We start from the raw sequence: 21,562 nt of genomic DNA, 5'->3' as shown, positions 1-21,562 counted from the left end.
GGGCTGCCGGGCTGCCGGGCTGCCGCCCGGCACCCGTGGTAGTGCCGGCCGCTGGCCGGCAAGATCAACATCAAAAGCTGGCTATCCGTGGGATGGCGGGGTGGGTCCGGTTGCGGGGGACGCTGCAAGTACGTCCATGTAAGCTCGGTCGCCGCATCCATGCGGCTCACGCCCCCACAACCGGACCCACCCCGCCTTCGACAGTTTCCTGTCGTCCGTGGGGTCGGATCCCGTTGTAGCGCAACGGGCTCCGACCCCTGTTGATGGGCCATGAGGACGGTAGATCCACGCCATGCGTGGATGGATTTCTGGTTCATCTGTGCCTCACGCGGAGGGCCGATGAAGGTTCATGCTATGGGGCCACGCAACGCACAGGACATCGCATTCCCCATGGCACGGACCCGGGTTGGCATCATTTTCGGGGGCAAGTCTTCCGAGCACGAAGTTTCGCTGCAGTCGGCGAAGAACATCCTCGATGCGCTTGATCGCGAGCGCTTCGAGCCGGTGCTGGTCGGCATCGACAAGCAGGGCCAGTGGCATCTGAGCCAGCCGGATACCTTCCTGATCAATGCCGATGATCCATCGCGCATCGCGCTGCATCGCTCGGGCCAGTCGCTGGCGGTGCGCCCGGGCGCCGAGCAGGCGCAGCTGCAGCCGTCCGATACGGCCAGTGCGCTGGGCCAGATCGATGTGGTGCTTCCGATCGTGCACGGGCCACTGGGCGAGGACGGTGCGCTGCAGGGCCTGCTGCGCATGGCGAACCTGCCCTTCGTCGGTTCGCCGGTACTGGGCTCGGCGGTGGCGATGGACAAGGACGTGACCAAGCGCCTGCTGCGCGACGCGGGGCTGCAGGTGGCGCCGTGGCTGTGCATCCGTCGCCATCAGGCCGCGGAGGTCGATGCCGATGCGGTGATCGCCCAGCTCGGCCTGCCGCTGTTCGTGAAGCCGGCCAACCAGGGTTCGTCGGTGGGTGTGAGCAAGGTCAAGGATGCGGCGGGCTTTGCCGAGGCACTGGCATTGGCGCTGCGCTACGACCACAAGGTGCTGGTGGAATCGGCGGTGGTCGGCCGCGAGATCGAATGCGCGGTGCTGGGCAACGAGCACCCGCAGGCCAGCGTATGCGGCGAGGTGGTGGTGCACGACGAGTTCTACGCCTACGACACCAAGTACATCAATGCCAATGGCGCTGACGTGGTGGTGCCGGCCGACATCGACGCCGCCACCCAGGCGCGCATCCAGCAGATCGCGCGGCAGGCCTACCAGGCGCTGGAGTGTGCGGGCATGGCGCGCGTGGATGTGTTCCTCACCGCAGACGGCGAGATCGTCATCAACGAGGTCAACACGCTGCCGGGCTTCACCCTCATCAGCATGTACCCGAAGCTGTGGGGCGCCAGCGGTGTTGACTACACCACGCTGATCACGCGCCTGATCGAACTGGCGCTGGAACGCCATGAGGCCGATCGCGGGCTGCAGAGCGCTGTGTAACGTGGTGATCGCCCGCAGAGTCGAGCATGGCTCGACTCTGCGGAAAGCGATGCCGGCCAGCGGCCGGCACTACCGGCTAGCCTCGCTTGCGGAACATCGAGATCACCGCAAGGATCAGGAACACCACGAACAGGATCCAGGCGATGTTCGTTGCGGCGCCGGCGATACCGGAGAAACCCAGAACGGCGGCGATGATGGCGATGACAAAGAAAATGATGGCGTAATGCAGCATGGCGCTCCTCGCGGGTGGTCGAGCCTTGGATGGCGTGGGTCCATCCTCCCGATCCTGCGGTGTGCAACCAGTGATGGCGATCTATGCAGCAGATGAAGCCTTCAGCCTGCGCAGCCCTTCTTCGATGCTGACCTGCGGCACATAGCCGAAGTCACGGCGGGCCGGCTCCATGCTGTACCAGTGCGGCGTGCACAGCTGTTCGGCCAGGAACCGGGTCAACGGCGGTTCGCCGCGCAGGCGCAGCAGCGGCCACAGCCGCTCGCAGATGGCGCCGATACGGTACGCGATCTTGAAGCTGATCGCCTTGTCCACGGTCGGTGCACCCACCGCCTGCAGCAGCTTGTTGACCAGCTCGCGCATCGGCAGCGGTTCGCCGTTGGAAATGAAGTAGGCCTTGCCTGCACATGCGGCACCGGGCGCCAGTGCCTCGAAGGCGAGGAAGTGGGCAAGCGCGGCGTTGTCGATGTAGGTGGTATCGACCTTGTTGCTGCCATCGCCCACCAGGCGCAGGCGGCCCTGTCGTGCACGTTCGGCCAGGCGCGGTACCAGCTGCTGGTCGCCAGGGCCCCAGATCAGGCGCGGACGCAGCGCCACCGTCGCCAGCGACGCGTCATTGGCCGCCAGCACGCGCTGTTCGGCAATCGCCTTGGTGGCCGCATAGGGCGCCTGGAAATCTTCGCCGTACGGCACTTCGTCGGCGCCGAGGCCTTCCACCGGGTGGGTGGCCCGGTGCGTCACGCTGGGCGTGGAGGTGTAGACCAGCCGGCCGATACCGTGCGCACGGCAGGCGGCGATGACGTTGTCGGTGCCGACCACATTGGCCTGGTGGTAGCTGTCATAGCTGCCCCACGCACCGGCCTTGGCACCGTTGTGGAATACCGCATCGACGCCGGCCACCGCATGCAGGACCGCCTGCGGGTCGGCCAGGTCGCCACGGATCTGGCCCACGCCCATCACCTGCAGCTCCGGGTAATGGCTGCGGTTGAACGCCAGTACCTGGTGGCCACGTTCGACCAGCCCGCGGCACAGCGCCTGGCCAAGGAACCCGCCACCACCGGTGACCAGGATCTTCATGCGCGCTTCTCCAGTTCGGCGCTGGCCCAGACGGCGAGCTTCTCGCGGCCGATCTTGGCGTTGTGACGGATATCGACGGGGAACGCCGGATGCACCAGGAAGTGCTGCAGGCCGGCCTCAGGCGTGCGCGCTGCGGCATGCGCACGCAGCGCTTCCTGCAGCGCCGGGCTGTCGGACTGGCCGCGCAGCAGTTCCACGCACAGCACCGGCACCTGCGCACCGGCGGCGCCGACACCGACCAGCGCGGTGCGCGCCACGCCTGCGACGGTGTTGAACACCGGCTCGACCTGTTCGGTGTACAGCGGCCCGCGCGCGGTTTCCACGCGCTGCGTCTTGCGCCCGCAGAACCACAGGCGACCCTGCGCATCGAAGTAACCGACGTCGCCCATGCGATGCACCACGCGGGTGCTGCCATCGGCCAGCCTCTCGCGGATCTTCGCTGCAGCCGTGGCCTGCGGGCGGTTGAAGTAGCTGTCGGTGGCGGTCGGGCCAGCCACCGTGATTTCTCCCACTTCGCCAACCGCCAGCACGCGCGCCTGCGACCAGTCGGCCAGCGGCGCGTCATCGATGGCGATGATGCGCACTTCGTTCGGCGCCACCACGCTGCCCACGCAGGTGCCGGCGCCGGCCTCGGTGGCGGCGCGCGTGCGTTCCAGCTCGCGGCCTTCGACCACCGCCACCGGCAGGCACTCGGTGGCGCCATACGGCGTCCAGAACTGCGCGTCGGCCGGCAGCAGGCTGCGGATGGTGGCGACCACGTCCGGCGGCACCGGCGCACCCGCCGAGGTCACCCGGGTCACCGTCGGCAGCGGCCGGCCATGCTTCGCCAGCACCCGCATCAGCGCCGGCGAGCCGAACAGCTGGGTCACGCCGAAGCGCTGGATGGCGTCATGCAGGCGGGCCGGGTCGGCCTGTGCCGGCCGGGTCGGGTCCATGTCCGGGATGACCGAGGTCAGGCCCAGCGCAGGATCGAACAGGGCGAACGGCGGGAAGGTCGGCAGGTCCACCCCGCCCGCTTCCATGCCGAAGGCGCTGCCCAGCAGCTGGATCTGGCCGACGAAGTGGCGGTGGCGGTAGACCACGCCCTTGGGCACGCCGGTGGAGCCGCTGGTGAACAGGATCGCGGCCATGTCCTCGCCGTCGGTGGCGGCCAGCATCGGCCCACCCTTGGCGCCGGCGCGCTCCAGCGCGGCCAGCGTGGTCCCGCCCCAGCCGAGGCGGCGGCCCACGGTCACCAGGCGCGCCGCCGAGGGGGCCCAGCGCAGCACCAGCCGCGCCACGTGCGCCAGCGGAATGCCGATGAAGGCCTCCGGCTGCGCCTCGTCCAGGCACTGCTTCAGCGCGCGCCTATCGATGCCCGGGTCGACCAGCACCGGCACCGCGCCCAGCTTGAACAGGGCAAACATCAGCAGGAAGAACTCCGGCGACGGCCGCACCATCACCACCGTGCGCACTCCACGGCCGATCCCGTAGCCGGCCAGGCCGGCCGCCATGGCGTCGCTGCGGGCGTCCAGCTGGCGGTAATCCAGGGTCACGTCGTAGGCGGCCATGCCGTTGCCGGCGCCACGGCGGCCAGGGCAGCGGATGGCGATCTGATCAGGCCGTTCACGCGCCAGTTCAGGCAAGCGGGCGGCAATATTGCAGGGTCGGTTCATCCGTTCATTGTCGCCGCTTACGGAATTTCTTGCGCGGCGGCCCACTTCGTGGAAAATCCGCACCCTCGTTCCTGATTCCGACTGCCGCCCGAGGCGGCTTGCCCATGCAACATCCCTGCATGACCTGCGGCGCCTGCTGCACCCAGTACCGCGTGGCCTTCCACTGGATGGAATCAGACGAGGTCACCCCCGGCGGCGTGCCGCACCAGCTCACCGAGGTGCTGGACCCGCACCGCCTGTGCATGCGCGGCACCCATTCCAAGCCGGTGCGCTGCGTGGCGCTGGATGCGCAGATCGGCGTGTATTCACGCTGCACCATCCATCCCAACCGGCCCAGCGTGTGCCGCGAGGTGGATGCATCGTGGGAGTATGGCAAGGCCAGCCCGCAGTGCGACAAGGCGCGCATCGCCTATGGCCTGGATCCGTTGACGCCGGCCGACTGGCGCTGGCGCGATGACGCCGACAACGACGACGACCATCCGGACGACAACGGCAACAGCCCTTCCTCGCCGCCGCAGGCGCCGGTCGCCGCGTAATGGTAGTGCCGGCCGCTGGCCGGCAACCTCATCAACCCTTCGGGTGTGCCGACCAACGGTCGGCACCCACCGGAAGAGGAAGGGGTGGATGCCGACCGTTGGTCGGCACACCGATCAGATCGGGTTCTTGTCCAGAAAGGCGCGGATCTCCGGCACCAGCACCTCGTGCTTGTCTTCCAGCACGTAATGCCCGGCATCCTCGAACGCATGTACCTGGGCCCGCGGCAGCGCGGCCTGGAAGCCCTTCAGGAAGTGGTGGTCGAACACGAAGTCGCGCAGGCCCCAGCCGAGGAAGGCCGGCCGGTCGGCGAACGACGGCAGCGCCTTGCCGGCACGCTCCAGCAGCGACCACGCCTTGTCGGCCGGCGACAGCGGGATGTCCTGCATGAAGCGGATGGTGCTGATGCGGTTGGCCCAGCTGTTGTACGGCGACACGTAGGCGCGGCGCACGTCGGCCGGCATCTTCCGCTCCACGCCCAGCCACGAGGCACCGGAGGAGAACGCGTTGAAGGTGCGGATGATCCACTCGCCGATCTTCCAGTGGCGGCCCAGCGCGATCTGCCACGGCATCTTCTTCGCCGCCGGCATCGGGAATGCAGCGGTATTGAGCACCACCAGGCGCTTGACCTGGTCGTGGTGCGACAGCGCCCAGCCGAAACCGATCATGCCGCCCCAGTCGTGCACCGCCAGGGTCACCGGGCCGGTGATGCCCAGATGCTTGAGCAGCGCATCGAGGTCGTCAACGCGCGACTGCAGCGTGTACTCGTAGCGGCTGTCATCGGGCTTGTCCGACAGGCCCATGCCGATGTGGTCCGGCACGATGCAGCGGTACGTGTCCGACAGGCCGGCGACCAGCCTGCGCCAGTAATAGCTCCACGACGGGTTGCCGTGCACCATCACCACCACTTCGCCGTCGCGCGGGCCTTCGTCGAGATAGTTCATCGACAGGCCGGGGCGTACCTCGAAGCGCTGCGGGTGGGCGGGGTAACCGGGAAGCTGGGACATCGGATCGCACCTGTAGAAAGGGCCGGTAAACCGGCCCTTGAACACTTGGAAAAATCATCGCTGCCCGTCGTGCAGCAGGTCAGCGGTGACTCTTTTACCAGACCACTTCAGCCATCGAGCAGTTCAGGCCCGAGCCGATACCCAGAAGCGCGATGCGATCGCCCTTCTTCAGCTTGCCCAGCTGCTTGAGCTTGCTCAGCACGATCGGCACCGAGGCCGGGCCGATGTTGCCGTGCTCGCCGAAGATGGTCATGACCTTCTTCGGGTCGATGCCGAAGTTCTTGATGAACGCGGCGGTGTGCGGCTGGCTGACCTGGTGGATCACGAACTGGTCCAGCTCTTCCACGGCCCAGCCCAGGGCGATCTTGGCGGCGCTGAAGGTCTTCTGGGCCAGCTTGATGCCTTCGATCAGCAGCAGTCGGGTGTCGGTGACCATGCGGTCCAGGTTGCCCAGGCACAGCTGGTTCCACTCGGTGGCCGAGCGCGTCACGCCGCCCTTGTAGCGCGGCGCGTCCGGCACCAGCTCCGAGCGCGCCATCACCATCGCCGCGGCACCCGAACCGGTGGTCAGGGCGGCCAGCTCGTTGCGGAAATCGTCAGCGGTGACGTCCGGGGCGGTCATGCGCTCCAGGGTCTTCTCGTACACCAGGTTGGCGGTCTCGCCGTCCACCACCAGCGCGTAGTCGATGTCGCCGCGCTCGATCATGCGCGCGGCGATATCCATGCCGTTGATGAAGGCCAGGCAGGCATTGGCGACGTCGAAGGTCATGCACTCGTCGCTGACGCCGAGGTTGCCCGAGACGATGGAAGCCGTGGACGGCTCCAGGTAGTCGCGACTGACCGAGGTGTTGACCAGCAGGCCAACCTGCGTCGCATTGATGCCTGCGTCTTCCAGTGCCTTGCGGCCTGCCATGGTGGCAGCGTCGGACGCCAGCACGCCGTTGTCCCACAGGCGGCGCGCGTGGATGCCGGCGATGTCGCCGAGCACGTCGGTGCGGATACCCAGGCGATCCAACGTCGGCTGCAGGCGTTCGTTGATTTCCTTGGTGGTCAGCGTATGCGGCGCGTCGACGTGTGCCAGGCCGGCGATCGAGACATTCTTGAAGAGCATCGAGGTTAGCGCCAAGGCTCAGGCAAAAGGGGGCGCTATTCTATAACCCCCGGGGCCTTCACCGCATCTTTACGAATTCAGCCTTGGCCGTATGGTGAAGCGTTCAGCGCGGCGGGCACTGGAATGCGGCGAAGCGCTGGCTGCCATCGGCCGGGGCCGCGGCGGCCTGCACGGCATTGGCGCCGGCGCTCGGGGCCTCGTTGCGGGCCAGGGTTTCCAGCTCTTCCTGCACGCGCAGCGGGTTGCGGTTGTAGAAGCCGACCTTGCTCTTCACGGTCACCACCACCTCGCCCTTGGCGATGCAGCCTGCGGGAACCGGGCCTGCCGGCAGCACGCGGGTCGCCTTGCCGGCCGGTTCGATCGGCACCCAGGTACAGGCGGTGACGGTGAGCAGCAGGGAGGAAAGCAGCAGAACGCGCATGGGCAGATCCTGGAAGGGTATGGAGGGATTCTGCCTGAACCGCCTGAATCGGGGGTAGCCGGTGGGGGGACGGATCCCCCGCAGGGGGTTGTGACCCCGCCTTCGGGTCACGGCGTTGCCGGCCAGCGGCCGGCACTACCACGGCAAGGTTGCCGGCCAGCGGCCGGCACTACCTGGGGAGGCCTGCCCGCGGGGGCGGGCAGGCGCATCCCTTATTTCTTGACCGGGTTGCCTTCGGCGTCGATCACCGTCACCTCGCCCAGGTTCAGCGCACGCACGGCCGCTTCGGTCTGCTTGAGATCACCCACCACCACCCAGGTCAGCGCCTGCGGCTTGATCTCGGCGGCGGCCTGCTGCACCTGCGCCGGGGTCATCGCCTCGATCTCGGCCTTGCGACGCAGCACGTAGTCGTCCGGACGCTTGAACTGCACGATCGAACCGATGGTCGAGGCGACCGCGCTGGCGGTCTCGTAGGCACCGGGCAGGCTGAGGGTCTGGATGTTGCGGATGCGGTTGACCTCGGCGGCGGTGGCCGGCTTGCTGCCATCGGCGAACGCGGCGATTTCCTTGCGCATTTCCGCCATCGCCGGGCCGGTCTTGTCGATCTGCACCGGCGCGCTGGCCATCCACGGGCGCTGGCCCACCGAGTTGATCGCGCTGCTGCGCGCACCGTATGACCAGTGCTTGTCCTCACGCAGGTTCATGTTCAGGCGCGAGGTGAAGTCGCCGCCGATCACGCCGTTGGCAATATCGAAGCGGGTCGAGCTGGTGGCGCTGGACGGCGCCACCACCTGCCCTGCGAACAGGTTGGCCTGCACCGCACCCGGCTGGTCGATCAGGAACACGCGCGGGCCCTTCGGCAATGCCACATCGGTGGCGGCCTTCACCTGCGGGGCGTCGCCCGCAGCCTTCCAGTCGCCCAGCTGCTTGTCCAGCAGCGGCACGATCTCGGCCAGGGTGGTGTCACCGACCACGATCAGGGTGCCGTTCTGCGGCCGCAGCCAGTCGTGGTGGAAGTCGACCAGGTCTTCGCGGGTCAGGCCGTTGATCGCTGCTTCGTCACCGCTGCCGGTGAACGGAATGGCATACGGGTGGCCCTTGCCGTACAGCAGCGGCGGCAGCACGCGCATCGCCACCGCACCCGGGTTGACCTTCTCCTGCTGGATGCCGGCAATCCAGCTCGCCTTGACCCGGTCGATCTCGCCCTGCTCGAAGCGCGGTTCGCGCAGCAGGTCCCGATACAGCGCCAGCGACGGTGCCAGGTTTTCCTTCAGCGCCGACAGGTCCACGCTCATGGAGTCCAGGCCGGCCGAGGCATCCAAGCTGGCGCCCAGTGCGTCTGCGGCATCGGCGAAGGCCAGCGAGCCGAGCTTGCCGGCGCCTTCGGTCATCAGGCTCATGGTGAAGTTGGCGGTGCCCGGCTTGCGGCCCTGGTCGGCGCTGAAGCCACCCGGGAACTGGTAGCTGAACTGCACCACCGGAATCTCGTGGCGCTCGGCCAGGATCACCTGGGTGCCGTTCTTCAGCGTGGCGCGCTGCAGCGCCGGGAACTTCAGCTGCGGGAACTCGCGGGTCTGCGGTACGCCGGCCTTGCGGTCCACCTGCTCGGGCAGCGTGCTGTACTTGGGGTCCACCGCCGGCACGTTGAACGGCTTCGGCGCCTGGCTCGGGTCTTCCTTCAGCGCCACGCGCTCACCCGGTGCAATCACCAGGGTGTGGCTGCCCTTGTCCAGCCACTGCGCGCCCAGACGGCTCAGATCAGCAGCACTGGCCTTCTCGATGTTGGCCAGCGAGGTGCGGAAGCAGCCCGGGTCGCCGGTGAACACCGCGCACTCGGCCAGTGCGTCGGCCTTGCCGCCGAAGCCGCCGATGCGTTCGATGCCGCGGATGAAACCGGCGCGGGCACCGGTCTTGGCGCGTTCCAGCTCGGCCGCGGTCGGGCCCTGCTTGATCAGCCGGTCCAGTTCCTCGTCGATGATCTTCTCGACCTTGGCAGGGTCCTGGCCCTGCTTGACCGTCGCCATGATCACGAAGTTCGAACCCAGCTGCGACGTCGACAGGCCTGCCGCGATGCTGTCCACCAGCTTGTCCTGGTGCTGCAGGCGCTGGCTCAGCCGCGAGGACTTGGCGCCGCCCAGTACCTGCGCGAACAGCTGCAGCTGATCGACCTCGGTGGTACCGACCTGCGGCACGTTCCAGGCGCGGTAGATACGCGCCTGCGGCACCTTGTCGGTCATCGTCTCGCGCGTATCGGTGCTGCGCTTGGCCACGTTCACCGCCGGCTGCGCCATGGTCGGGCCGGCCGGGATGCTGCCGAAGTACTTGCCAACCTTTTCCTTGGCGGTGGCCAGGTCGATGTCGCCAGCCAGCACCAGCACGGCGTTGTTCGGGCCGTACCAGGTGCGGAACCAGGTCTTCACGTCATCCAGCGACGCCGCGTTCAGATCGTTCATCGAACCGATCACGCCGTGGTGGTACGGGTGGCCAACTGGATACAGCGCCTTGTTGAGCTGGTCCCAGGCCTGGCCGTAGGGCTGGTTCTCGCCCTGGCGCTTCTCGTTCTGCACCACGCCACGCTGCTCGTCCAGCGCCGCCTGGTCGATCGCACCGACCAGATGGCCCATGCGGTCCGATTCCATCCACAGCGCCATGTCCAGCGCAGTGGTGGGCACGTTCTCGAAGTAGTTGGTGCGATCGGTATTGGTGGTGCCGTTCTGGTTGGTGGCGCCGACCTGCTTGAACGGCTCGAAGAATTCGCCGTCGTGGTTTTCGCTGCCCTGGAACATCAGGTGTTCGAACAGGTGCGCGAAGCCGGTGCGGCCGGCCGGTTCGTCCTTGCTGCCGACGTGATACCAGACGTTGACCGCGACGATCGGCGCCTTGCGATCGGTGTGCACGATCACGCGCAGGCCGTTGGGCAGGGTGAACTGCTCATACGGGATATCGACCTTGGCCGGTGCGGCCGGCTTTGCCGCCAACGCATGGGAAGGCACAAGCGTGCCCAGGGCGGTGCTGAGGGCAACGGCCAGCAGCGCAGTGCGCGGGCGAAGGGCGAGAGACATATCCGGATCCTTGGTCACATAGGTGAACCCCGATCCTAGCGTGCGCGCGCAACGGCAGGAATCGGTCGCCAGTCACTGGGGGTGTTTGCCCCTGTGCGCCATCCGCAGCGCCGATCTGCCCTGTCCGAGCCGTCACAAGCACCCGCCAGCAACGTCCGGACAGTGTCCGCAGCACATCGAATGGACAGGTGTCCGCCCGCCGGACACTTTTCGATGACCATAAAACCCTTGCAAATCAATAATTAAAAGTTGGCACGGGGATTGCTTGGTACTTCCTGCACCAGGAAGGGCTTCAGACAAAAGCTGACTGAAGACTGAACAAACGCAGGAAATCGAAAATTTTCCTTGCAAGCCCAGAATTGGTGTACTACCTTACTACCACACCACTGATCACCAACACTAAACAGGCCCCGTCATGAACGCCAAGACCATTGCCATCGCCATCGCCCTGATCGCCGGCACCGCGGTTGTTTCGTCGGTGCAGGCCTCCGAATCCATCAAGACTCTGTCCACCGTGCAGGTTCGCCCGGCCGCCGACCAGCTGGCCCAGCAGGCCTGGGAACAGGCCAGCGGCATCCCGACCCTGGCCACCGTGGAAGTGCGCCCAAGTGCCGACCAGCTGGCCGAGCGCAGCGGCTACGTCGCCGCCCCGGTCGCCGCCGCGATGCCGATCACCACCCTGGCCTCGGTGGAAGTGCGCCCGAGCCTGGAACAGCGCGTCGCCCTGGCCGCCGAACTGGAAGCCCAGCGCTACGCCGCGACCCTGGCTGCCGCCGCCACCAGCGTCGCCAACCAGGTGATCGTCAACCTGCCGGCCCTGCAGGTGCGTCCGAGCGCCGCCGACCTGCAGGCCCTGGCCACCGAAACCGCCCAGGTCCTGCTGCGCCCGTAAGCGGTGCCGCCCTGCCTCGCGCAGGGCGTGCGCCGTAAAGGCGGCGGTCGTCGCAGGTACACTGCGCCGATGAATGCCGCGCCCCAGTTCCACGTGATCCTGTTCCAACCGGAAATCCCGCCCAACACGGGCAATGTGATCCGGCTCTGCGCCAACACCGGCGCGCAGCTGCACCTGGTCGAGCCGCTCGGCTTCGCACTGGAAGACAAGCAGCTCAAGCGCGCCGGCCTGGACTACCACGAGTATTCGCGCCTGCAGGTGCACCCCGACCTGGACACCGCGCTGGCGCGGATCGCACCGAAGCGGTTGTTCGCCCTCAGTACGCGTGCCAGCGTCCGCTATGACAGCGTGGCGTTCGAAGACGGTGATGCCTTCCTGTTCGGCCCGGAAAGCCGCGGCCTGCCGCAGGACGTGCTCGATGCCTTGCCCGATGGCCGCCGCCTGCGCCTGCCGATGCGGCCGGACAACCGCAGCCTCAATCTTTCCAACACCGTTGCCGTGGTGATGTACGAAGCGTGGCGGCAGCACGGGTTTGCCGGCGGGGCGTAACGCCACGCGTCTCTCTTCTGCCTGGTCGTTGCTGTGGCGGGCGCATGCGTTCATGGGCGTTACTTTTCTTTCCGCGCGGAAAGAAAAGTAACCAAAAGAAACGCGCCGCCATCCGCGAGCCGGTGCTGCGCACCGGTGCCCTGCGCTCCTCGGCCCGCCGGGGGACGGCGCGGAACTCGCTGCGCTCAGACACCCGCGCCTCTTCGCCCCCGCCGGACCTGCGGTGCTCGGCTCGCTTCAAGGCGGACCCAACAGCCGCGCGGTACAGGCTGTCCTTGAACCCATCTCGGTACGGTGCGCGGTTCGGTACACCGATCGCTCGCCTGCGAATACGCTACTGGGCAATGCCGGCCAGCGGCCGGCACTACCAACTCAATGCCGGCCAGCGGCCGGCACTACCGGTGCACTCAGAACGCGTTGATGCCGGTCAGTTCGCGGCCGATCACCAGCTGGTGCACGGTCTCGGTGCCTTCATAGGTGATCACCGATTCGAGGTTCAGCGCGTGCCGGATCGCCACGTGTTCGGTGGTGATGCCGGCGCCACCCAGCAGGTCACGGCATTCGCGGGCGATGTCGATCGCCATGCGGCAGTTGTTCCACTTGGCCAGGCTGACCTGCTGCGGCTGCAGCTGGCCAGCTTCCTTCAGGCGGCCCAGCTGCAGGGCCAGCAGCTGCGCGGTGGTGATGCGGCGGGCCATCTCGGCCAGCTTGATCTGCGCGCTCTGCGTGGCCGCCAGCGGGCGACCGAACAGCACGCGCTCCTTGGCATAACCCAGTGCTTCATCCAGGCAGGCAATCGCCGCACCGATCGGGCCCCAGCTGATGCCATAGCGGGCCTGGGTCAGGCAGCCCAGCGGCCCCTTCAGGCCCTTCACGTTCGGCAGCCGGTGGCTGTCAGGCACGCGCACGTCATCGAAGAACAGCGCCCCGGTCAGCGATGCGCGCAGGCTCATCTTGTGCTTGATCTCCTGCGTGGTGAAGCCGGCCATGCCCTTTTCCAGCACGAAACCCTGGATGCCGTCCTCGGTCTGCGCCCAGACGATGGCCAGGTCGGCCACCGGGCCGCTGGTGATCCACATCTTGCTGCCGCTGATGCGCCAGTCGCTGCCGTCGCGCACCGCGCGGGTCTTCATGCTGGCCGGATCGGAACCCCCATGCGCCTCGGTCAGGCCGAAGCAGCCGATCAGTTCGCCGCGCGCCATCGCCGGCAGCCACTGCTGGCGCTGTTCCTCGCTGCCATAGGCGTAGATCGGGTACATGCACAGCGAGCTCTGCACCGAGACGAAGCTGCGCAGGCCCGAATCGCCGCGCTCCAGCTCCTGGCAGATCAGGCCGTAGCTGACCGCGCCGAGGCCACCACCGCCGTACTCGGTCGGCAGGGTCGCACCGAGCAGGCCCAGTGACGCGATCTCCGGCACCAGTTCATCGGGGAAGCGGGCCTGGTCGAAGGCATCGCCGATGATCGGCAGCACGCGCTCGTTGGTGAAACGGGCGACGCTCTCCTGCACCGCGCGCTCTTCCTCGTTGAGCAGGGAACGGACATCGAACAGATCGTACGGATGCAAAGCCATGGCACTCACGCGCAGTCAGGACCGGGCCATTGTCGGTCATCCGCAAGCATCGCGTCTGGTAGGTGTGGACCTTGGTCCACACGGATGCAGGTCCGGGCGGTGAAACAATGTGCCAACCAAGGTTGGCACCTACCCGGCCACGAGCATCACGCTGCACCGCAGCAATCATGACGTGAACATCGGCGATCTAGCTCGATCACGCGCGTCCCGGTACCCTGACACATTCAAACAACCGTTTCGCCCGTGGCCGCACGCGCGATTCCCAGGCACCGCCGGTGGCCCCGATGCCGGCCCTACCCACGAGTCATGCAATCGATGAGCGCTGAAGCCAACGCCCTGCCCCCGCGTGAAGTAATGGAATTCGACGTGGTGATCGTCGGCGCCGGCCCCGCCGGCCTGGCCACCGCGATCCGCCTGCGCCAGCGCGCGATCGAAGCCGGCCGCGAGTTGTCGGTGTGCGTGCTGGAGAAGGGGTCCGAACCAGGCGCGCACGTGCTGTCCGGCGCGGTGATGGATCCGCGCGCGCTGACCGAACTGTTCCCGGACTGGGCCGAGCGTGGCGCACCGCTGAAGCAGAAGGTCACCCGCGACGAATTCCTGTTCCTCAGCGAAACCGGCGCACGCAGCACGCCCAACGCGCTGCTGCCGGAGTGCTTCCACAACGAAGGCAACTACATCATCAGCCTGGGCGAAGTGACCCGCTGGCTGGCGCAGCAGGCCGAGGCGCTGGAAGTGGCGATCTTCCCGGGCTTTGCCGCCGCCGAAGTGCTGTATGGCGACAACGGTGAAGTGATCGGCGTGGCGACCGGCGACATGGGCATCGAGAAGGACGGCAGCATCGGCCCGGCCTTCGAGCGCGGCATGGCGCTGCACGCCAGGTACACGATCTTCGCTGAAGGCGCACGCGGCCACCTGGGCCGCCAGCTGATCGCCCGCTACAAACTTGACGAAGGCAAGGACCCGCAGGCCTACGGCATCGGCATCAAGGAACTGTGGCAGATCGACCCGGCCAAGCATGAGCCGGGCCTGGTGGTGCATGCCGCCGGCTGGCCGCTGGACAGCGACACCTACGGCGGCGCGTTCCTGTACCACGCCGACGGCGGCAAGGTCGCCATCGGCTACGTGGTCGGCCTGGACTACAGGAACCCGTGGCTGAGCCCGTTTGAAGAGTTCCAGCGTTTCAAGACCCATCCGTCCATCCGCAAGCACCTGGAGGGTGGCACCCGCATCGGTTACGGCGCGCGTGCGATCACCGCCGGTGGCCTGCTGTCGCTGCCGAAGACCGTGTTCCCCGGTGGCGCGCTGGTCGGCTGCGAGGCCGGCTACCTCAACGCCAGCCGCATCAAGGGCAGCCACGCCGCGATCAAGACCGGCATGCTGTGCGCCGACGCCGCGTTCGATGCACTGGCCGCCGACCGCCAGCACGATGAACTGAGTGCCTACCCGACGGCGTTCGAAGCCAGCTGGCTGTTCACCGAACTGCAGCAGGCCAAGAACTTCAAGCAGTGGTTCAAGAAGGGCCAGACCGTGGCCACGCTGATGACCGGCGTGGAGCAGTGGCTGCTTCCCAAGCTGGGCGTGCGCAACCCGCCGTGGACCCTGCACCGCACCCAGCCCGACCACGCCTGCCTGGAACCGGCGGCCAAGCACACCCGCATCGCCTACCCGAAGCCGGATGGCGTGCTGACTTTCGACCGGCTCAGCTCGGTGTTCCTGAGCAGCACCAACCACGACGAGAACCAGCCCAGCCACCTGACGCTGAAGGACCCGAGCATTCCGGTGAAGGTGAACCTGGCCGAGTACGCAGGCCCGGAAGCGCGCTACTGCCCGGCCGGCGTGTACGAGTTCGTCGGCGAAGCCGACAGCGCGCGCCTGCAGATCAACGCGCAGAACTGCGTGCACTGCAAGACCTGCGACATCAAGGACCCCACCCAGAACATCGTGTGGGTGACCCCGCAGGGCGGCGGCGGCCCGAACTACTCGGGCATGTGAACGCCACAGGCTGCGACCGAGCGTCGCAGCCCGTCGCTTGCCACACACCGCTATCCTGCCCGCCCATGCGTGCATCATTCCTGCTCATCGCTGTTGCCGTGGCCCTGGCCGCCACGGCCTGCCAGCGCCCGCCTGCAGCGCCCGCCCCGCCGGAACAGGCGCAGCAGCAGGCCATGCAACGCGCGTTCGAGTTGTGTGCCGGCTGCCACACCGTGCAGCCTGGCGGCATCCACCGCTTCGGCCCGAACCTGCACGGCGTGATCGGCCGTCGCGCCGGCAGCCTGCCCGACTACGGCTATTCCGACGGCATGCGCCGCGCCGACATCACCTGGTCCGCGCAGACCCTGGATGCGTTCCTGCAGTCACCCACCCATGTTGTACCGGGCACACGCATGTACAACGCCTTCCCCAGCGCCGAACGCCGTGCGCTGGTGATCGCCTACCTGCAGCAGCAGTCGGCTCAGTGAGCCAGGCGCTGCAACTGCTGTTGCAGCCGCGCCACGAATGCCGCCACCGCGGTGAACAACGGCACCGGATCGGTCTCGGCCGCATCCTGCAGGCGCTCGACCAGGGCATTGGCCTGCGCAGCCAGCACCGTCGCTCCCACCGCGCCCAAGCCACCGGCCTGGCGATGCAGGTGCAGCGCGGCAGCCTCACGGTCGCCGGCCTCCAGCGCGCGCTGCACAGCGGCCAGGTCACCTGCACTGGCCTGCAGCAGGCTGTCGCGCAACTGCTCGGCGACCGCGCGTGAGCCGAAGCGCCGCTGCAGGCTGTCCAGATCGGGCAGCGTCCTGTCATCGACGGCAGCGGACTCGGCCAGCGGCTCCTCGAACCGTTGCCCCTGCGCCTGCGGCAACCAGCGCAGCAGTGCCGCGCGCAGTGTCGCCAATGACAATGGCTTGGCCAGCACCTCATCCATCCCGGCTTCACGGCAACGACGTGCATCGTCGTCCAGCACGCTGGCGGTCAGCGCCAGTACGGTCAGCCGCGGCTGGCCGTTGCGGCCTTCGCGTTCGCGCAGCAGGCGGGTGAAGGCGAAACCATCCAGTACCGGCATCCGGCAATCGGTAATGACCAGATCAAAGTGCTCCGATGCCAGGCGATCCAGCCCCTGCTGGCCATCGCCGACCAGCACATGCGGTACACCCAGCTGCTGCAGCCGCCAGGCCATCATCGCCTGGTTGGTCGGATGATCTTCGATCACCAGCACGCGTGCCTGGCGCAGCGCCGGCGGCAGCAGCGCCGCCTGTTCCTGCTCGGCGACCAGCGCTTCAACATCACTGCTGCCGGCTTCCACCAGCGACAGCCGCACCTCGGCGCGGGTGCCCTCGCCCAGCGTGCTGTGCAGTTCCAGCTCGCCGTCCATCATCTGCACCAAGCGCTGGCAGATGCTCAGGCCCAGGCCGGTTCCACCATGGTCGCGCTGGATGTACGCACCGGCCTGGGTAAACGGCGCAAACAGGTGCTGCAGCTGTTCCGGTGCGATGCCGATGCCGGTATCGGTGACGCTCAGGCACAGCGGCTGGCTGCCGTCTTCGGCGGTCGGCCCCAGCACTTCCAGCTGCAGCCGCACTTCGCCGCGCACGGTGAACTTGATGGCGTTGCTGAGCAGGTTGAACACGATCTGGCGCAGGCGCACGCCATCCACTTCGTGCGCGGCTGCCAGCTGCGGATCAATCTGCACGTGCAGGTCCAGCCCACGTGCACTGGCCTGCGCCGACAACAACCGGCACACGCTTTCCAGCAACGGCCGCAGCGGCTGCGGTACCGGCTCCAGCCGCAATGCGTTGGCCTCCAGCCGCGAGTAGTCAAGGATGTCGTCAAGGATCTGCCGGAGCATCTGCGCCGAATCCTCGATCACGCCAAGGATGCGTTTCTGTTCTGCATCCAGCGGTGAGTGCGCCAGCACTTCCAGCATCCCCAGCACGCCACTCATCGGCGTGCGGATCTCATGGCTCATGGTGGCCAGGAAGCGGGATTTCGCCTCGGCCGCCTGCTCGGCCTCGGCCTTGGCTGCGGTCAGGGCATCCGCTTGTGCACGAGCCTCGCTGGCATCCACCCAGTAGCCACTCCAGGTCACCACACCGGCTTCGGCGGCATAGGGTTGCGCCTGGGTGCGCACCCAACGCGGGCCTGCTCCATTGCCCCGCAGGCGGAATTCCAGCATGAGCGGTGCGAACTGGTGCGCGGCCTGTTCGACCGCCTGCAGGATGCGCGCGCGATCGTCCTCTTCGACGCGCTCCAGCAACATCGTGGCGTCCTGCTCAGCCTGCTGTCGGGTGATCCCGAACAGCGCCTGGAGGTCACCGGCAATGAACGGGAAGCGGAGCGTGCCATCAACCTCGCGACGGGCCTGGTAGACCACGGCAGGCAGGTTGTCGGTCACTTCGGCCAGGCGCTGCTCCAGCTGGCGGCGCCCGGCCACCTCGCGGCGCAGGCGCCAGTAGCCGATGCCATGCACCAGCAGCGCGGTCAGCAGCACCAGCAGCAGCGGTACACCCCAGCGCAGCGTGCTTCGCCAGTCGATGCCGTTGTGGTACTCCACCGCCAGCCAGTCGCCGCGCAGCGCTTCGCGCTCGCGTGGCGTCATCTGCAGCAGCAAGCGATCGAAGGTCGTGGCGAGCGCCGCATGCCGGCGCTCCACGGCCAGTGCCAGCTGGTCGTTGAAGCCCGCGGGCGCGGCAACCTGCAGGCGCCCCGGGAAACGCGTGCGCAGCAGGTGGTCGACCAGGGCCAGATTGCCCACGTAGGCGTCGGCCTCGCCATCGATCAGGCGTTGCATGGCCTGTTCGGCGCTGCGCGCGGCGACGATCCTGGCCTGCGGCGCCTGCTGCAGCACGTAACCGCGTACGCGCTCCGGATCCGACAGCAGTACGCGCTTGTCCTGGAGGTCGGACAGGCCCAGCAGCGCCGGGCTGTCGTGGCGGCTGACGATCACGTTCGGCACGCTGATGAAGGGTTGGCTGTACACCCAGTCCGGGCCCAGATAGTGCGAATCGACCGGAATGCCCATCACCGCCTGCAGCTCGCCGCGGCGCGCCTTCTCGCGCACCTCGTACCAGTCATGGCTGTTCTGCGCCTGCAGGTTGGCACCGGCCTGCATCAGCCGCGCCAGGTACTCGCTGGCCAGGCCGCTGGGCCTGCCATACTCGTCGGCGAACGACAGTGGGGCGGCGTTTGGCGCGAAGCCGATCTTCAACGGCTGTTGCAGAACCCGCTTCTCGGCCTGGCTGAGCGCCAGCTGCGCCGATGCCGACCACTGCGGCAGGGGCAGCCAGCGTTGTGCCAGTGCATCGCGCTGGGCCTGGCTGGTCGCGGCCAGCGCCAGGTCCAGCGCTTCGGCCAGCGGTTGCTTGCTGTTGGGAACGCCGAAGTGCATCCGTTCGGGAGGCAGGTCGCTCGGACGCAGCAGGACGACACCCTGCAGGCGCAGGCGTGCGATCAGTTCGGTGGCAACGTAGGCATTGCCTATGTAGACATCAGCTTTGTCGTCTCTGACCATCTGCAGCGCAGCCAACGAGCTGTTTGCGACAAGCTGCACCGCACGCGGGAAACGTGCCCGCACCTGCGGTCCGGTCAGGAAATCCTGCTCGATGACCACCCGCAATCCGTCCAGGTCGGGCATGTTCGAAGCACGCAGATCGCCCGGCCTCCCCACCAGCGCCAACGGCGCCTCGCCATAGGCAGCGGTATAGACCATGCACTGGGTGCGGTCGGCACTGAGACCGACATTCATTACCACGTCGATCTCGCCACGACAGGCCGCATCCAGCACGGATGTCCAGTCGGAATAACGCCTCGCCTCGACCTTCACACCCAGCTGACGGGCGAGAAGCGACAGATAATCCGGCCCCAGGCCAACCTGCTGGCCATCACGGAGGGACTCGAACGGCGGCCAGCCGCTGTCATACTGGCCCACGACGATGCTTGGATGGGCGGCGAGGTACTCGCGCTGCAGGGGACTGAGCGGCAACAGCCCGGGCACTGCCTGTGCCAGCGCCACGGGCAGCACCAGCACGGCCAGCAGCAGGACCAGCCCGCGAACAGCCCAGCTACGCATCGGCGTCGATCTCCTAGAATCCTGACAGGGCCGCGATGGTCGCGGCCCGGCTTGCCCGGTGGCCATACTAGAGCAATGAGCTTGCGCATCATCATCGCAGACGACCACCCTGTGGTCCGTATCGGTACCCGCGCCGTCATCGAATCGAGCGGGGTCGGCCGCGTGGTCGGCGAGGCTGACAGCGCGCAGGCGCTGATGGCCCTGCTCGGCAGCCAACCCTGCGACCTGCTGGTGACCGACTATTCCATGCCGGGCAGCCCACAGGCCGACGGCTTCGCCATGATCGGCATGATCCGCCGCCGCTTCCCCGACCTGCCGGTGCTGATGCTCAGCGTCTCCAACAACCTGGCGATCCTGCGCATGGTGCTCGACAGCGGCGTGCTCGGCCTGGTCGACAAGAGCTCGTCGATGGACGAACTGCCGCAGGCCATCCAGGCGGTCTATCGGGGCCAGCCCTACATCAGCCGGAGCCTGCGTGAGCGGGTCGAGGCTGCGGGCAGCTGGCGCATGCGCGAGGGCGACGGCAAGCCGTTGTCGCCACGCGAGGTGGAAGTGCTGCGGCTGCTCGGCACCGGCATGACGGTGAAGGAGATCTCGCTGCAGCTGCACAAGAGCGTCAGCACCATCAGCCGGCAGAAAGGCGACGCCATGCTCAAACTGGGCCTGAAGGGCGACGCCGAATTGTTCGACTACCTGCGCGACGGCAAGATCTGAGAACCAGATCACACTGTAAGGGCATCTGTCACCGCCCTCTTTGACCGGCCGCCGTTCTGTGCCAAGATGACCCGGCATGGGTTTTCAATGCGAGGTCGAAGGAATCGACCGGCTCATGTCCTCGCTCCCGTCCCAGGTGGATGGGGTGCGGTTTCCTGCCGGCCGTCTGGCCCGGCAACGCTGACCATGGAGAGGCGCATGCATCACCCCCCCGAGCCATGTTGGACCCTGCCGTTGCGGCCCCTGCGCGCATTCGCGGCGTGCCTGCTCGTCTCTCTTTCCGCTGCGGCCTGCAGCGCCGCCGATCCGGCCCCCTCGTCCTCCCAGCCTGGCGCCCCCGTGCAGGCTGCCGATGCGCCCCGACAGGATGTTGCCCCGATGCAGAACACCTCTCCCGACACCGCCGTCACCCCGCCCGACGCGCCGACCGTGATGTATTTCACCTACCAGGTGGACGGTGATGGCGCGACCTCCTACGAGGTCCAGAACGGCAGCGTGGCGACCTTCTGGTTCGGCCACACCTTCACCCTCGATGGCACCACGTATTACACGGGTTTCTCCTGGGATACCCGCGAGCACTACGGCAAGCCGGGCGAGCAGTCGCCGGCTGGCCCGGATGATCGCGCCAACCTCGCCGAGGCCACTTTCGTGCTGGCCGGCGCCGACGCCAAGAAGCCATGGAAGTTCCGTGGCCAGGAATGGACCATCGGCGCGCTGGGCGCGTACGACAAGGCCGACGATGTCGATACCCGGCGCAAGCCGCTTGAACATCGCACCGCCGACGGTCGCCTGCTGCTGGCGGTGCCGACCAGCAGCTTCGACCGCGGCATCAGCAGCACCGGCTATGCACTGCTGCTGTTCAACCCCAAGCGCAGCGAAGACGACGTGGACAGCAAGGTCTGGCGCTATGTCGGCTCGGTGCGTACGGGCGAGGACAACAGCGCCGCCTGCGACGAAGGCAACGTGATGCCCTGCACCGACAGCGATGGCGAACTGGCCTTCGCTGCCGACGGCAACGGCCTGCCGCGACTGACCGTGACCTTCAAGGGCACCACCATCGAAGGCCCCGGCAAGCCCCGTGCGCTGGGTGCCGGCGACGCCGTGCACTACACCTTCGACAGCGCGACCCAGCAGTACGTCGCGCCCTGATAGCACCCGCCCACGCGCGGGTTTCCTGTTGACCGACATGTTCTTGACTCACGG

At 67.4% G+C, this 21,562-nt stretch carries 17 protein-coding genes; 8 read left to right on the top strand and 9 right to left on the bottom strand.

Annotated elements, in window-relative coordinates; genetic code table 11:
- The first annotated feature begins 390 nt into the window (after positions 1–390).
- Positions 391–1,485: a D-alanine--D-alanine ligase gene (gene ddlA / locus AC5P5X_RS12120; RefSeq protein WP_111189601.1), complete on the top strand. Its 1,095-nt coding sequence runs from the start codon at positions 391–393 to the stop codon at positions 1,483–1,485.
- Positions 1,486–1,561: 76 nt separating this feature from the next.
- Here the strand turns inward: ddlA and AC5P5X_RS12115 are convergent, their stop codons facing one another.
- The 3 genes from AC5P5X_RS12115 to oleC form a co-directional block, all read right to left on the bottom strand.
- Entirely contained in the window at positions 1,562–1,717 is a 156-nt protein-coding gene (locus AC5P5X_RS12115) for a DUF1328 domain-containing protein (protein ID WP_005407633.1), read from the bottom strand.
- A gap of 81 nt (positions 1,718–1,798) precedes the next feature.
- Positions 1,799–2,791, bottom strand: coding sequence for a 2-alkyl-3-oxoalkanoate reductase (gene oleD / locus AC5P5X_RS12110; protein ID WP_043035693.1), 993 nt, complete (start codon positions 2,789–2,791; stop codon positions 1,799–1,801).
- Complete coding sequence (oleC, locus tag AC5P5X_RS12105; RefSeq protein ID WP_005411899.1) at positions 2,788–4,446, bottom strand: olefin beta-lactone synthetase; 1,659 nt, start codon at positions 4,444–4,446, stop codon at positions 2,788–2,790. Before oleC ends, oleD begins: the two co-directional genes overlap by 4 nt.
- A 104-nt stretch (positions 4,447–4,550) precedes the next feature.
- Between oleC and AC5P5X_RS12100 the strand changes: the two genes are divergently transcribed.
- Complete coding sequence (locus AC5P5X_RS12100; protein ID WP_005407630.1) at positions 4,551–4,982, top strand: YkgJ family cysteine cluster protein; 432 nt, start codon at positions 4,551–4,553, stop codon at positions 4,980–4,982.
- A 114-nt stretch (positions 4,983–5,096) separates the two neighbouring features.
- On the opposite strand, the gene AC5P5X_RS12095 is transcribed toward AC5P5X_RS12100, so the two are convergent.
- The 4 genes from AC5P5X_RS12095 to AC5P5X_RS12080 form a co-directional block, all read right to left on the bottom strand.
- Entirely contained in the window at positions 5,097–5,987 is an 891-nt protein-coding gene (locus AC5P5X_RS12095) for an alpha/beta fold hydrolase (protein ID WP_111189600.1), read from the bottom strand.
- A gap of 94 nt (positions 5,988–6,081) precedes the next feature.
- A complete protein-coding gene (locus tag AC5P5X_RS12090; RefSeq protein ID WP_049429808.1) occupies positions 6,082–7,098 on the bottom strand; it encodes a 3-oxoacyl-ACP synthase III in 1,017 nt (338 codons plus the stop codon).
- A gap of 103 nt (positions 7,099–7,201) precedes the next feature.
- Positions 7,202–7,519 carry a DUF4156 domain-containing protein gene (locus AC5P5X_RS12085; protein ID WP_005407628.1) on the bottom strand — a complete coding sequence of 106 codons (318 nt, stop codon included), beginning with the start codon at positions 7,517–7,519 and terminating at the stop codon, positions 7,202–7,204.
- A 212-nt stretch (positions 7,520–7,731) separates the two neighbouring features.
- Positions 7,732–10,581, bottom strand: coding sequence for a M16 family metallopeptidase (locus AC5P5X_RS12080; RefSeq protein ID WP_062606354.1), 2,850 nt, complete (start codon positions 10,579–10,581; stop codon positions 7,732–7,734).
- 415 nt (positions 10,582–10,996) lie between these two features.
- On the opposite strand from AC5P5X_RS12080, the gene AC5P5X_RS12075 reads away from it, so the two are divergent.
- Both AC5P5X_RS12075 and AC5P5X_RS12070 read left to right on the top strand, forming a co-directional pair.
- Entirely contained in the window at positions 10,997–11,473 is a 477-nt protein-coding gene (locus tag AC5P5X_RS12075; RefSeq protein ID WP_005407626.1) for an XAC0231 family protein, read from the top strand.
- Between the two features lie 69 nt (positions 11,474–11,542).
- A complete protein-coding gene (locus AC5P5X_RS12070; protein WP_005407625.1) occupies positions 11,543–12,022 on the top strand; it encodes a tRNA (cytidine(34)-2'-O)-methyltransferase in 480 nt (159 codons plus the stop codon).
- A gap of 407 nt (positions 12,023–12,429) precedes the next feature.
- Here the strand turns inward: AC5P5X_RS12070 and AC5P5X_RS12065 are convergent, their stop codons facing one another.
- Positions 12,430–13,593, bottom strand: a complete 1,164-nt coding sequence (locus AC5P5X_RS12065) for an acyl-CoA dehydrogenase family protein (protein WP_024956299.1) — start codon at positions 13,591–13,593, stop codon at positions 12,430–12,432.
- A 315-nt stretch (positions 13,594–13,908) separates the two neighbouring features.
- Between AC5P5X_RS12065 and AC5P5X_RS12060 the strand changes: the two genes are divergently transcribed.
- Entirely contained in the window at positions 13,909–15,585 is a 1,677-nt protein-coding gene (locus AC5P5X_RS12060) for an electron transfer flavoprotein-ubiquinone oxidoreductase (RefSeq protein WP_005411892.1), read from the top strand.
- 65 nt (positions 15,586–15,650) lie between these two features.
- A complete protein-coding gene (locus tag AC5P5X_RS12055; RefSeq protein ID WP_012478764.1) occupies positions 15,651–16,052 on the top strand; it encodes a c-type cytochrome in 402 nt (133 codons plus the stop codon).
- Here the strand turns inward: AC5P5X_RS12055 and AC5P5X_RS12050 are convergent.
- A complete protein-coding gene (locus AC5P5X_RS12050; protein ID WP_111189271.1) occupies positions 16,046–19,645 on the bottom strand; it encodes an ATP-binding protein in 3,600 nt (1,199 codons plus the stop codon). The genes AC5P5X_RS12055 and AC5P5X_RS12050 overlap by 7 nt on opposite strands.
- Positions 19,646–19,720: 75 nt before the next feature.
- Here AC5P5X_RS12050 and AC5P5X_RS12045 point away from each other — a divergent pair, with 75 nt between their 5' ends.
- Entirely contained in the window at positions 19,721–20,359 is a 639-nt protein-coding gene (locus tag AC5P5X_RS12045) for a response regulator (RefSeq protein WP_005407620.1), read from the top strand.
- A gap of 378 nt (positions 20,360–20,737) precedes the next feature.
- Entirely contained in the window at positions 20,738–21,508 is a 771-nt protein-coding gene (locus tag AC5P5X_RS12040) for a hypothetical protein (protein WP_060380665.1), read from the top strand.
- Positions 21,509–21,562: the final 54 nt, after the last annotated feature.

The sequence above is a fragment of the Stenotrophomonas sp. YJH_SMC_91 genome (genome assembly GCF_059368495.1).
Note: the sequence above shows the minus strand (reverse complement) of the source record. Positions and strands in the feature narration are given on the sequence as shown.